The 12,611-nt window shown below is 43.1% G+C and carries 12 protein-coding genes and 1 tRNA gene; 7 read left to right on the forward strand and 6 right to left on the reverse strand.

Translation table 11 applies throughout. The features are described from left to right. Positions 1-68: 68 nt before the first annotated feature. From ACP2AF_RS14105 to ACP2AF_RS14115, 3 genes are all read left to right on the forward strand, one after another. Positions 69-719, forward strand: a complete 651-nt coding sequence (locus ACP2AF_RS14105) for a DUF6794 domain-containing protein (protein WP_425238033.1) — start codon at positions 69-71, stop codon at positions 717-719. A 250-nt stretch (positions 720-969) separates the two neighbouring features. Next, positions 970-1,554: a hypothetical protein gene (locus ACP2AF_RS14110; protein ID WP_425236797.1), complete on the forward strand. Its 585-nt coding sequence runs from the start codon at positions 970-972 to the stop codon at positions 1,552-1,554. 208 nt (positions 1,555-1,762) lie between these two features. Beyond that, positions 1,763-5,323 (forward strand): T9SS type B sorting domain-containing protein, encoded by a 3,561-nt coding sequence (locus tag ACP2AF_RS14115; protein ID WP_425236798.1) that lies wholly within the window; start codon positions 1,763-1,765, stop codon positions 5,321-5,323. A gap of 132 nt (positions 5,324-5,455) precedes the next feature. On the opposite strand, the gene ACP2AF_RS14120 is transcribed toward ACP2AF_RS14115, so the two are convergent. Continuing rightward, positions 5,456-5,529: transfer RNA gene (locus ACP2AF_RS14120), tRNA-Met, on the reverse strand. Positions 5,530-5,661: 132 nt separating this feature from the next. On the opposite strand from ACP2AF_RS14120, the gene ACP2AF_RS14125 reads away from it, so the two are divergent. Together ACP2AF_RS14125 and ACP2AF_RS14130 are read left to right on the forward strand one after the other, a co-directional pair. Beyond that, positions 5,662-6,045: an START-like domain-containing protein gene (locus ACP2AF_RS14125; protein ID WP_120711976.1), complete on the forward strand. Its 384-nt coding sequence runs from the start codon at positions 5,662-5,664 to the stop codon at positions 6,043-6,045. Between the two features lie 52 nt (positions 6,046-6,097). Beyond that, the gene (locus ACP2AF_RS14130; RefSeq protein WP_425236799.1) at positions 6,098-6,964 is read left to right on the forward strand and encodes an aminotransferase class IV; all 867 of its coding nucleotides are present in this window, start codon (positions 6,098-6,100) and stop codon (positions 6,962-6,964) included. Here the strand turns inward: ACP2AF_RS14130 and ACP2AF_RS14135 are convergent. From ACP2AF_RS14135 to ACP2AF_RS14155, 5 genes are all read right to left on the reverse strand, one after another. Beyond that, positions 6,957-7,517 (reverse strand): YqgE/AlgH family protein, encoded by a 561-nt coding sequence (locus tag ACP2AF_RS14135; RefSeq protein WP_282160481.1) that lies wholly within the window; start codon positions 7,515-7,517, stop codon positions 6,957-6,959. The genes ACP2AF_RS14130 and ACP2AF_RS14135 overlap by 8 nt on opposite strands. Positions 7,518-7,638: 121 nt before the next feature. After that, positions 7,639-7,911 carry an HU family DNA-binding protein gene (locus tag ACP2AF_RS14140; RefSeq protein ID WP_120710976.1) on the reverse strand — a complete coding sequence of 91 codons (273 nt, stop codon included), beginning with the start codon at positions 7,909-7,911 and terminating at the stop codon, positions 7,639-7,641. A gap of 178 nt (positions 7,912-8,089) precedes the next feature. Then, entirely contained in the window at positions 8,090-9,037 is a 948-nt protein-coding gene (gene fmt, locus ACP2AF_RS14145; protein ID WP_425236800.1) for a methionyl-tRNA formyltransferase, read from the reverse strand. Position 9,038: 1 nt separating this feature from the next. Beyond that, positions 9,039-10,934 (reverse strand): RecQ family ATP-dependent DNA helicase, encoded by a 1,896-nt coding sequence (locus ACP2AF_RS14150; protein WP_425236801.1) that lies wholly within the window; start codon positions 10,932-10,934, stop codon positions 9,039-9,041. Then, positions 10,934-11,497 carry an AAA family ATPase gene (locus tag ACP2AF_RS14155; protein WP_425236802.1) on the reverse strand — a complete coding sequence of 188 codons (564 nt, stop codon included), beginning with the start codon at positions 11,495-11,497 and terminating at the stop codon, positions 10,934-10,936. The genes ACP2AF_RS14150 and ACP2AF_RS14155 overlap by 1 nt, the downstream gene beginning before the upstream one ends. 90 nt (positions 11,498-11,587) lie before the next feature. On the opposite strand from ACP2AF_RS14155, the gene ACP2AF_RS14160 reads away from it, so the two are divergent. Together ACP2AF_RS14160 and ACP2AF_RS14165 are read left to right on the forward strand one after the other, a co-directional pair. Further along, positions 11,588-11,875, forward strand: a complete 288-nt coding sequence (locus ACP2AF_RS14160) for a DUF493 family protein (protein ID WP_425236803.1) — start codon at positions 11,588-11,590, stop codon at positions 11,873-11,875. 84 nt (positions 11,876-11,959) lie between these two features. After that, a complete protein-coding gene (locus ACP2AF_RS14165) occupies positions 11,960-12,604 on the forward strand; it encodes a DUF4290 domain-containing protein (RefSeq protein ID WP_120710981.1) in 645 nt (214 codons plus the stop codon). Positions 12,605-12,611 lie beyond the last annotated feature (7 nt).

The following is a 12,611-nucleotide window of genomic DNA, read 5'->3' on the forward strand; positions in this document are numbered from 1 at the left end:
TTTTTTTGATAGTTGTCATTTTTTGCCTTAAAGGATGCAAGAACAAGGATGCTCCTTTGTATGAAGCAATGAATACCATAGAATCTTCATGGTCTATGGACGAGTTAGAAGATTTTGTAAGGAAACCAGATAGTATCGCATTGCCAGAGGTACACTTTGGACAGGCTTTGGTTTTTAGGAATAAAGAATTACGAAATCCAGAGGACTCGACATTGCTCAAATACTTCCATTCTTTGGGTGTTTATCATGAAGACTACATGTCGAGTATAGTATTTACCTCTTTACATCGAAAATTAAATGATAAGCCCATAGAACTGGAGAATCAATTAAAAAACATACACTTGATAATGAATGGCACTGCACAACGTGAAAATCAAAATACAAAGAGAGCGTTGTATTATTATAATAAGTACAAAGAAGGAGATACGATTTTCATTAGGATGCCCCTTTCAAATGGAAAGTCTGCAACACGTCATTCCTATCCAGAAGATAGTAATTGGGTTTATAATGATACAACCGATTTGTTGATGAAAGGGATTATCAAGGAGAAAGAAGAATTAAAGGATACTTTTAATATGTATTTCAAATTTAAGATATTGTCTATTAATCACAAAAACATCAAGTTTTTATCCGATGAAATTAGTGTTGGAGATGAAATAGAGTCTGATTTTAGACTTGACATTATTCAGGACTCCATGGAGGGTAATGGAACAAAATAGACATGTTAAATTTTAATGGATAATTAACCGAGAATCAGCGGCCAAGGGTAATGTTCCAAATTGGTACTTTTCTGAAGTATGTTCCTAGGTCCTTCATGGCCAATAATATAGAAGTGTTGGAGGCTGCTTATCAGCGGCCTCTTAGCATTTTGCCAGAAATTAGGGTATATCGTAGCTTTCTTGTAATGAAGGTTACCTCTGCTAGGTGTTTTAAAATGGCGCTTGGTTCTAAACAAACTACGTTATAGCTGTGAACCAATTATTTAACTTAAGGCTAAGTTACGATCAATCCCCCGATCCCTTGTACAACGGCAACATTTCACGGGCCCAATGGCGCACAGCAAGTACGGACCATACTTTGAAGTCCTACCAATATACCTACGATGCGCTCAACCGGATAACAAACGCTACGGACAATATGGGAGGCAACTATGGGCTTTCCGGAATCACTTATGACAAGATGGGGAACGTTCTTACCCTAAAGAGGAACGGATGGCAGGACGAAGAGGGGACCATAGCTTACCCCGATATGGACATCCTGGAATACGATTACGGTACAGGGAACAAGTTGACGAAAGTAAGCGACATGGGCAATGTTGCCTATGGTTTTCGAGACGGTACCATAGACTACATTTATGACGCCACGGGCCTAAAACTAAAAAAGCAGTTAAGCAACGGCAACAGTACGGAGTATGCCGGCAACTACATCTATGAGAACGGTACCTTACAGTTCTTTAGCCACCCGGAGGGATACTTCAGGTTCGATGGCACTCCCCCTGAGGGGGAGCCGGAGGGGGCCCATGTCTACCAGAACAAGGACCACCTTGGAAATTGAGTTTGCCCTAATGATAACTGTATGATTTGCCTGAAAATACAAAGACAGCGGGTACTTTTAAGTATCTCGGAATCAGAATACATGCTTTTTTAGTTTTTTTACTATAAAAAAGAGAAATTTATCTAAAAAAATGACATTTAATACCATTTTATAGAATATATTCATAATTATGTACTAATATTGCCGTTATATCTCAAAACCTACCCCTTTGAGAAAAACAATCTTCTTTTTTAGTATAGTATGTTCCATTATGGGAATTCAGGCCCAACAGGAAGGGGCCATCTGGTATTTTGGTGACAATGCCGGTCTCGATTTTAGAAGTGGAACTCCGGTTCCTTTGACCAATGGTGAACACTACATCTTTGAAGGTTGTGCCACAATCTCTACTCCTGACGGAAATTTGTTGTTGTATTCGGATGGGCTGAACATCTGGAACAGGAACAATCAAATAATGCCCAATGGGGAGGGACTTCTGGGAGATAGCAGTAGTTCCCAATCGGCCATTATTGTGCCCCATCCAGGTAACATTGACCAATATTATGTTTTTACGGTCAATGCCAATTATCATTTTATAAGAGCTGATGGATTAAACTATACTTTGGTGGACCTCACTTTGGACGGAGGTAACGGCGATGTGGTACCAGGCCAAAAAAATATTGAACTTCTGTCCCTAACGGAAGAGAAACTTACCGCCGTAAAGAAGTCGGATACTGAGTATTTAATAATAACTCGCTTTTATGACACGTTCTATACGTATAAAATAGATACTTTTGGTCTGAACCCCGTACCTATAATAACTACTATTGGCCCTCCGGTGGCCGGTGCACAGGATGATTTTTTCGGAATCAATAGTAGCATTGGCTATATGAAATTTTCTCCGGACGGGACCAAGCTGGCCATGGCGGTAATGGACATGCTCTATCCCTTTGCCAATTATACCTTAGGTTTGGGAGGGGTTATTCTTTTTGACTTTGATTTGAATACGGGAAGGCCTACCAACCCCAGGCTTTTATCCGACTTTTTCAGACCTTATGGATTGGAGTTTTCTCCCGATTCCAGCAAATTATATATCAGTACTGGATTCGATCAGCTCATTCCATCGGATCCCAGTGGACTAATTTACCAATTTGACCTCGAAAGCCCTGATATACCTGCTTCTCGGTCCGCGGTGTTGGAAATGCCCTATGCCTATTATACCGGTGCTCTGCAATTGGGCATTGACGGTAAAATCTATTTCACTACATTCCGGGATACCGAAGCATTTAGATATATTGGGGATTGGTCGGAGTATATGTCAGTGATTCAAAACCCGAATGAAGCGGCCGCCAATCTTAACATTGATCTAGATGTGCTGTACTTATCGGGAAATCAGGGGCGATATGGGCTCCCTACCTTTATCTCCTCCTTCTTTAATATTGGTCTAGTCTATCAGAATACCTGTTTCAGTGACAGTACAGAATTCAGCAGCAACAGCACTGACCCTATCGTGTCCATAGTATGGGACTTCGGGGACGGGAATACCTCGAATGTGGAGGATCCCTCCCATACCTATGCGGCCCCGGGCACCTATACCGTAAGCGTTACGGTGACCACGGCCTCCGAGACGAAGACGGAATCCAAGGAGGTGACGATCTATGGGGTCCCCGTAGCGAACCCCGCGACGGACTACGAGGTCTGTAGTATAGACCCGGCCTACGGCTTCGACCTTTCCACCAAGGACACGGAGGTATTGGGCGCCCAACCCGCCACGGATTATATTGTAGCCTATTACCCGAGCCTGGCAGACGCCCAGGTTGGGACTAACCCCTTACCGACAATGTACACGAACACCGACCCGGTGGAGACGATCTTTGTGCGTATCTCCAACAACGGCAATACCGCCTGTTACGACATAACAAGTTTCGATCTTGTCGTAAAACACGCCCCTGCGCTCCATCCGGTAACGGACTGGACGGTTTGCGATACGGACACGGACGGGCTTTTCGCCTTCGACCTCTCCACCAAGGACAACCAGGTACTGGACGGGCAGGACCCGGCCGATTTCTCGGTAAGCTACCACACTACACAGACCGATGCGGACAATGCCCTAAACCCCATCGGCCCCAACCATACGAACACGGCGACGCCGGAGACGATATACTTTAGGATAGGGAACGCCACCTATCCCGAATGTTACGAGACCGGAAGTTTCAATCTAGAGGTCATCGACCAGGTTACGGCCTATACGCCCCAGGATTTGGACCATTGTGACGATGACAACGATGGCCAGGCCGTTTTCGACCTGACCATAACGGAGGCGGAGATCATTGGGAGCCAGAACCCGGCCGGGCTGGTCCTGAGCTACCACGAAAGCCAGGCGGATGCCGATACCGGGAGCAATGCCCTAACCCCTAGTTACCTGTCCACCGCCTACCAAAATACCATTTATGTCCGGGTAGCCAATACCTCCGATGCCAATTGCTATGACACCACTTCCTTCCAGTTGAACATCTTCGATACTCCGGTACTGCCCGAGGTATCGAATTGGCAGGTCTGCGACGACGACAACGATGGTCGGTATACCTTTGACCTCACCGAGAAGGCCAACGAGATCTTGGCCGGTACCACCGCTACCTCCGTTTCCTTTTACGAATCCCAGGCGGACGCGGACAACGCGATCAATGCCTTAGGGGCAACCTATCAAAACACGGCCAATCCTCAGACCCTTTATTTCAGGATGGAAAACACCAATAATCCGGATTGTTATGCTACGGGCACGTTTCAATTGCAGGTCTTCGACACCCCTACGGCCCATGTCCCGGAACCCCTTATCGTCTGTGATACCGAAGGGACGGGGATACTTGCCCTTGACCTTTCGATCAAGGACACCGAGGTACTGGACGGCCAGGATCCGGACGATTTTACGGTTACCTATTTCGCCACCCAAACCGATGCGGAAGCCAACGTAAACGCGTTGACGAAATCGGCCTATACCAACACGGCGGCCCGGGAGACCCTCCATGCCCGTATCCAGAACAACGAAAATGAGGATTGCCATGATGTAACCAGCTTCGAGTTTATCATCAACTTACGACCGGAACTACAATTGGAAGAAACCTATGTCATCTGTCCGGAGAGCCCTGAGCTGAACCTGGACGGGGGCGACTTTGAGAGCTGGTCCTGGCGCAACGGGAACGGTAGGGAGATTGGTGCAGGCCGCATCCTTGATATTACAGAACTGGGCGGTTATTCCTTGACGGTCATCGAAATCCGGAACGGTATCACCTGTGAAGGAACGGTTTCGTTCGAGGTGGTCTCCTCGGGGGCCCCGGACGATTTTAGTACGGAGATCATCGGTTTCGGAGACCGGGTGACCATAGCGGTGACGGCCACGGGTATAGGGGAGTTCGAATACTCGGTGGACGGGGAGAACTATCAGGACAGCAACCGTCTGGAGGTCTTTCCCGGAGAATATACGGTCTATGTCCGGGACAAGTTCCTGTGCCGTACCCTGAAGAAGGAGATCATTGCGCTGGGCTACCAAAAGTTCTTCACCCCCAACGGGGACGGTTCCCATGAACATTGGAACGTAATCGGGGCGGAAGCTTATCCGGGCTCCAGGCTCCATATCTACGACCGCTACGGGAAGCTTGTCGCCCAAGTACTCCCGGACGGGCCGGGCTGGGACGGTACCTTTAAGGGCGTGGCCATGCCCTCTTCGGACTACTGGTTCCGTTATGAGCTGGAGGAAGGAAGGTCCTTCACCGGGCATTTTACCTTGAAACGCTAAGAGCAAACTAATTTCTTGCTTACACTGGAAATATTATCACATTAGGCCAGTATGTATTACCATTAATCGGTTCCGTTTCCCAACGCTTGACCATGATAATTAAGAAACCCCCTATAAATATAGGGGGTCATGTAGCGAGAGGGAGACTTGAACTCCCGACCTCAGGGTTATGAATCCTGCGCTCTAACCGCCTGAGCTACCTCGCCATTTGGATTAAAACGGCTGCAAATATAAAGCTTAATTTTGTGCCTATCAACACCCATACTTTAAATTATTCCATCGGTTTTATTTTTTTATCATTTGGAAATCTATATATTGCCCGAAGAAAAAACATCGTAATGGATGATAAAATAAAATTTGAACTTGAATTTGTAATACAGTCCTCCCCGCAATTGCTGTATCAATATTTGTCCACTCCTTCCGGACTTTCGGAATGGTTTGCGGATAATGTGAATTCCCGTGGGGAAATGTTCAGTTTTATTTGGGACGGCTCCGAGGAGGAGGCCAGATTGTTAAAGCGCAAAAGCGACGAATTCGTAAAATTTGCTTGGGAGGAAAATGAAGATGATTCCTATTTTGAAATGAAGATTATAGTAGATGAGATAACCAAGGATGTCTCACTTTTTATTACGGATTTTGCAGAGGAGGACGAAGTGGACGAAGCAAAAATGCTTTGGGAAAATCAAGTATCCGATCTAAAGCACGTTTTGGGGTCCAAATAACGACTTCTTATATTTAATTCTATATTTGACCTTGATTTTTCAAGGTTTTTTTATGGTCAATTTTAACGGTACACTTTTCCCCGAAAATGCATTCTTTTTAAATCATGAAAATAGGGGACTCCGGTACGGCGACTCCCTGTTTGAAGCTATCAGATATGTCAGTGGCCAAGTGTTGTTATGGGAGGACCATTACCTTAGACTTATGGCCTCCATGCGGATATTGCGTATGGAGATACCCATGGAATTTACCATGGAATTCCTGGAATCCGAAATATTGAAAACGGTCAATGCCAATACATCCAATAAAAACTCACCAGCGAGAATTCGTTTCACCGTTTTTAGGAATGATGGCGGCCTGTATTTACCATACAGCAATGAAATTTCCTATGTTATAGAGAGCTCGGAGTTAATTAATCCTTTTTATATTCTGGAGGAAAAGCCGATTGAAGTTGAGCTTTTTAAGGATTTTTATGTGAATACCGGTCTGCTTTCTACCCTAAAAACCAACAATAGGCTTATAAACGTAGTGGGTAGTATTTATGCCAAAGAGAACGGCTATGACAACTGCTTGTTGCTCAATCAGAACAAAATGGTCGTCGAGGCCTTGAACGGGAATATTTTTCTAGTAAAGGGTTCTTCAATTAAGACACCACCTTTAAGCGATGGTTGTCTCAATGGGATAATCCGAAAAAAACTTTTGGAAATCATCGGTAACTTAAACAGTTATACGTTGGAGGAGGTATCGATATCCCCTTTTGAGCTTCAAAAGGCCGATGAGCTGTTTATTACCAATTCTATTTCAGGCATATTGTCCGTTACCAAATACAGAAAAAAGGAGTACGATGTAAAAGTAGCTAGGAATCTGGTTGGTAAGTTGAACGCAACGGTACGATTGGGCACAATCGGTTCGTCTAGTTAAGACTTGGATTTTCTGGGGCGTTGGACCAAAGCAGGTAATTACCGCCTAATTCGATCATTTTCTCCTTCCAAAAGGCTACCGAGGATTTTTGGATAATGGCACTTTCATATTTGTTCTTGACCACGATCCAAGATTTTGAGGACAGTTCTTGGTCCAATTGAAGGGAAGACCAACCGGAATAACCTAAGAAGAATCGGATATCGTTTTCCGAAATAATCTTTTGATTAATAAGACTTATGGTCTTTTCAAAGTCTCCTCCCCAATAAATACCGTCCGAGATTTCTATGCTATTATCTATCAAATGAGGTACCTTATGGATGAAGTACAGGTTGTCCTGCTCTACAGGGCCGCCATTATATACCTGGAAAGGAATACTAATTTCGGTGACCAAGTCATTAATGTGGTATTCTAAAGGCTTGTTCAAAATGAACCCTACCGAACCTTCCTCATTATGTTCCGCTAGGAGTACAACGGAACGATTGAACGAAACATCCCCCGTTAATGAAGGCTCCGCAATAAGAAGCTTACCTTTTTTAGGTTTTAGACCTACCATAGTTTATAGAGTTGTCAATCTAAAATAAGACAATTCCCATAAATACCAAAAGCTAGGATACAAAAAGGCATCCTAAACCTATTGGTAAAGGATGCCTTGATATATTGTGCAATGGTATAAACTAGTTTACCGCGTTGCCTAAATCGGCACCTGCCTTAAACTTAACAACATTTTTAGCCGCAATTTGGATAGTTTTACCAGTAGAAGGATTTCTTCCTTCCCTTGCATTTCTTCTAGATACGGACCAAGATCCGAAACCAACTAGAGAAACTCGGTTTCCACTTTTAAGAGATCCCTCTACATTTCCCAAGAAAGATTCCAATGCCTTTTTTGCCGCTGCCTTTGTGATGCCAGCATCCGCTGCCATAGCGTCGATTAATTCTGTTTTGTTCATAATGTAATTAAATTAATTGTTGTTAAAATAATTTTAATACCTAACAACAAATTTATATGGATTTGCCATGAACACAAGTAAAATGGAGGGAAATCCCCGTTTTTGTTGATAACTCGGGATGTTTGTTGATAAAGTAGGGCAATTTTTACGTTTCTCGCAGCCCAATAACGGCGGGGCTTTACGCCATATAGGCCGTTTTGGACAATTTATGGCCGTTTAGGATTTCTTGGGCCCTCATTTTTCGTTTCCCTGATAATTGCATTTCCAAAAGTTGAACAAAGCCACCTGGAACGGCTACTCGAATTTCCTTTTTGTCAAACAGGATTTGTCCATTTTTATGGGCATGATCTTTCCTTTCCATCACAACGGCGTAAATCTTTACCAATACGGTTTCGGTGTCATTGATTAGCATGGTCCATGCCGCCGGGTAAGGACTTAACCCACGGATATGGTCATGGATTTCCTGAATAGGGCTATTCCAATTGATACGACATGTCTCCTTATGTATTTTAGGGGCTTTTTTTAGATTTTGAGAGCTACTTTGTCTGTTTCTTTTTACGGAATGGTCTTCAATCTGTTGGATGGTCCTCAATACCAAATCAGCACCTAAAAGCATCAATTTATCGTGAAGCGTCCCCGCTGTGTCCGTTTCTTTGATAGCTACTCTCTCTTGAAGTATTATTTCACCCGTATCTATTTTTTCGTCCAAAAAGAACGTAGTGACCCCGGTTTCCGTCTCCCCATTAATAACGGCCCAATTGATAGGTGCCGCTCCTCTATATTGGGGCAATAAGGAGGCGTGCAGGTTAAAAGTGCCATATTGAGGCATGTTCCAGACCTCTTTCGGAAGCATACGAAAAGCTACCACTACCTGCAGATTGGCATTCAGTGATCTTAATTCGCTTAAAAAGGATGGGCTTTTTAGATTGGTAGGTTGCAAAATTCTGATATTTTGCTGTATGGCATATTTTTTTACTGCCGATTCCTGAAGCTTTCTACCACGGCCGGCGGGCCGGTCTGGAGCGGTAATCACACCTACAATAGCATAGCCGCTTTCCACCAATTTGGACAGTGAGGCTACTGCAAAATCAGGGGTTCCCATAAAGACAATTCGCAATTTCTCCATGTTATATCAGTTCGTATTCATTTTTGGTATTTATTCGTATTTCTCCATCTTCCAAAAGATTAGCGATGGCTCTTAGGATTCTATCCTCTTCATACGCCAACACTTCTATCAATTGCCTTGATGTTCTCTCTTTCTCCCCTAATAAGGTCAATATTTTTTTGGGAAGCGATTCCAAACTTTCGGTATTTTTAAGAGCTTTTTTTAGGCAAACATCACATATGCCACATTCTTTTGTACTCTTTTCTCCGAAATACGCCAAAAGTTGTTTGTTTCTACATATGGAATCCATGTTGACATAGCGGAGCATATGCTCCATATTTTCTTGCTTAATCCTATTTTGTTCCTTTACATTTTTGGCAAATACGTTTATGGTGATATCATCCTCCCTGGGCACAAGAAATAATACGTTCAGATCTTGATTGACGGCATTGTAGGTAATAATGCCATCCTTTTCCAATCGACTCAATATTTGGATGACATTTTCTTCGCTTTGGCCTGTTTTTTTGGATACAAGATCGGTATTTATTTTTGTATCGAAATCGAAAACTCCGCCATAGGTCCTTAATAGCGTTTGGACAATATCTGCCAGGGTGCGATTTTTCTCTAGATATTCAAAAATCTGCTGTTTGTTTGCCAAAAAACGGATGGTACTTGTCTTAAAAAAGGATTCAGAGAGGGATATTGCGGAGTTTAAATCCAGGATACGGAACGCGTTATAGGTAAGCCTGGTATTCAACTGATATGTAGCGCAAAATGTATTGAAGTTCAATGGATAGGCCTCGTTGCTTCCACCACCATAAGGTATTTGGAGGTAGTTGTTGAGCCGGTTATATACCTTTTTTAAGAATGATACATCCGGTAAGACACTTAAAAACTGATTCCTTGCTTGTTTTTCATCTGTTTTATTGGTAATAAGAACAGCTTTTGCTGTTTTGCCATCCCTGCCGGCTCTACCAGCTTCTTGAAAATAGTTCTCCAAACAATCCGGAATTTGGTAATGTACCACGAGTTCTACATCCGGTTTGTCTATGCCCATCCCAAAGGCATTGGTGGCAACGATTGTTTTCACTTGGTTAGTAAGCCATAAATTCAGTTTCCTCTCCTTTTCCGTATTGGAAATCCCACCATGAAAAAAGGTGGCGCCAATAGCATTCGCGTTCAAATAATTGGACAATTCCTCTGTTAGGCGGCGGGTACGGACATAGACGATACTGCTGTTTTTAGCTTTGGAACAAAGCTGTTTGAGCCTGTAAAGTTTATCCTCTTCCCAAATTACGGTAAAGGCAATATTGTTCCTGGCAAACGAGTCCTTAAATACCGAATGTTTTTTGAACTGTAAATTTTCAGTGATATCCAGAGCTACCTTTTCCGTTGCAGTGGCAGTAAGCGCCAAAAATGGAACGTTTGGATGTAGCTCCCTTAACTTTGAGCCTTCGAGATAAGCCGGTCTAAAATCGTGCCCCCATTGTGAGATGCAATGCGCCTCGTCTATAGCAATTAGGTTTACGTTCATCCGCTGTATCCTTTCCAGTACCATTTCCTGTTTTAAGCGCTCTGGGGAGAGATATAGGAACTTATAATTGCCGTAAATACAGTTATCCAGTAGATTGCTTACCTCCTCAAATTGGATTCCTCCGGTAAGCGCCATAGCCTTGATGCCTTTTTTTTTAAGACTATCAACCTGATTTTTCATCAATGCTATCAGTGGGGAAACAACAATACAGATGCCTTCCCTGGCCATGGCCGGCACCTGAAAACATATGGATTTTCCTCCGCCTGTGGGCAAAAGTGCAAGTACATCCTCGCCATTTAGGACACCTTCAATGATATTTTTTTGGGAGCCCCTGAATTCTGAAAACCCCCAATACTGCTCTAGAAGCTCACTTGGACTTTCCATTACCCAAGATTTAGTAGATTCAATACATGGTTCTTTCTTTCTTCCACCGGAACCTTGGGGACAACATGTAGATTATACCCAAAGTGTTGGTAAGTGCTCGTTAAGCATTTATGTATACGTAGGGATTCCTCATAGCTCTCAAATCGTGCGCTGTCCACCATATGGATTTCGGGCCAGGGGGGCATCATCAACACCATGTCATAACGAAACTTGTGGCAGGCCTTTGTGAAGGTATTGTCATACTTCTGTCCAAAGCAGTCCATATAGGCCAGTACATCTGGAATACCTCTATCAAAAAAAACGACATCCTGATCGACCCCCTCAACAGATTGATATTGAGCAATTCGCTGCTGTAGCAATTTCGTATTAAATTGGATAGGATCTTGCACGGAAACGATAGGATTTATAGTGAAGGATTCCAGTCCGGCTTGTTCCTTTTCCTCGAGGGTCATGTTTCTGATCACTTCATGGAGACATGTGAGCCCCATTTTTTCCAAGCTTTGGATTACCGAGGTCTTTCCGGTACTTGGCCCACCGGTAATTACAATTTTTTTTGGATTCAATAGTTATGTATATGATAGCTACAAAAGTAATCAATAGACGTTAGGTTAAGAAATCTGTTGACGAAGCATTATCTTTGTAAAAACACCTTTATGAATACTAAGAAATCAGATGAGTTTTACAGTCGTTTAAGGGAACAGCTTCAGGAAAGTACTAGCTGGCCCTCCAACTACTTGTACAAATTTATAGTCCCTACTGATACCGAGAAGATAAATAGGATACATGGCATTTTTGACAATACCGGGGCGGTAATTGAATCCAAGAAATCGAAAAAGGGAAAATATACCAGTATATCCATAACTGTAAACCGGAAAAATCCGGATGAGGTTATCCAAAAATATAAGGAAGTGGGTGACGTGGAGGGCGTAATTTCCCTTTAAGGCGCGTATTAGGGATATTTTTGTTACTTTGCAAAGATTCCAGTAGAACTACTCCTAATTAATTTTTAAGCTAAAACTTTTAATTTGAATCAAGTAGAGAATTTAGAATACAACACAGAACGTCCTAAGTTGATCATACCGGAATATGGCCGTCATTTCCAAAAGATGGTGGACCATGCGGTCTCCATTGCCGATGATTCCGAAAGAAACCGAGTGGCCAAGGCCATAATAAGTGTTATGGGAAATTTGCAGCCACACTTAAGGGACGTCCCAGATTTTCAACATAAACTTTGGGATCAGTTGTTTATCATGTCCGACTTTAAACTTGATGTAGAGTCACCTTTTCCCATTACTTCCAAAGAGGTACTGCAACAAAGGCCAGAACCTTTGGAGTATCCCCAAAATCACCCCAAATACCGTTTCTATGGCAACAACATCAAAAGAATGATCGATGTGGCCGTAAAATGGGAGAAAGGCGATATGCGGGATGGTCTGGAATATGCCATTGCCAACCACATGAAAAAGTGCTACTTAAATTGGAACAAGGATACCGTAGACGATAAGGTAATATTCAAACACCTGCACGAACTAAGCGACGGCCAGATAAACTTGGTGGATGAGAATCTTACGGAAAGTGGGCAATTTCTCAAAAATAGAATCTCCAAAACAGGGCGAAGCGGTTCCAATAAGAAAAACCAAAGAAACAATCGCGGTAAAAAGCGATACTAACATTCCT

The organism is Ulvibacterium sp. (assembly GCF_965248315.1).
GTDB lineage: Bacteria > Bacteroidota > Bacteroidia > Flavobacteriales > Flavobacteriaceae > Ulvibacterium.

Bases quoted from the DNA above. Each gene is read 5' to 3' on its own strand.
- ACP2AF_RS14105 (WP_425238033.1), top strand. From the start codon at position 69: ATGAATACCATAGAATCTTCATGGTCTATGGACGAGTTAGAAGATTTT.
- ACP2AF_RS14125 (WP_120711976.1), top strand. From the start codon at position 5,662: ATGGATGATAAAATAAAATTTGAACTTGAATTTGTAATACAGTCCTCC.
- ACP2AF_RS14130 (WP_425236799.1), top strand. From the start codon at position 6,098: ATGGTCAATTTTAACGGTACACTTTTCCCCGAAAATGCATTCTTTTTA.
- ACP2AF_RS14135 (WP_282160481.1), bottom strand. From the start codon at position 7,517: ATGGTAGGTCTAAAACCTAAAAAAGGTAAGCTTCTTATTGCGGAGCCT.
- ACP2AF_RS14140 (WP_120710976.1), bottom strand. From the start codon at position 7,911: ATGAACAAAACAGAATTAATCGACGCTATGGCAGCGGATGCTGGCATC.
- fmt (WP_425236800.1), bottom strand. From the start codon at position 9,037: ATGGAGAAATTGCGAATTGTCTTTATGGGAACCCCTGATTTTGCAGTA.
- ACP2AF_RS14150 (WP_425236801.1), bottom strand. From the start codon at position 10,934: ATGGAAAGTCCAAGTGAGCTTCTAGAGCAGTATTGGGGGTTTTCAGAA.
- ACP2AF_RS14160 (WP_425236803.1), top strand. From the start codon at position 11,588: ATGAATACTAAGAAATCAGATGAGTTTTACAGTCGTTTAAGGGAACAG.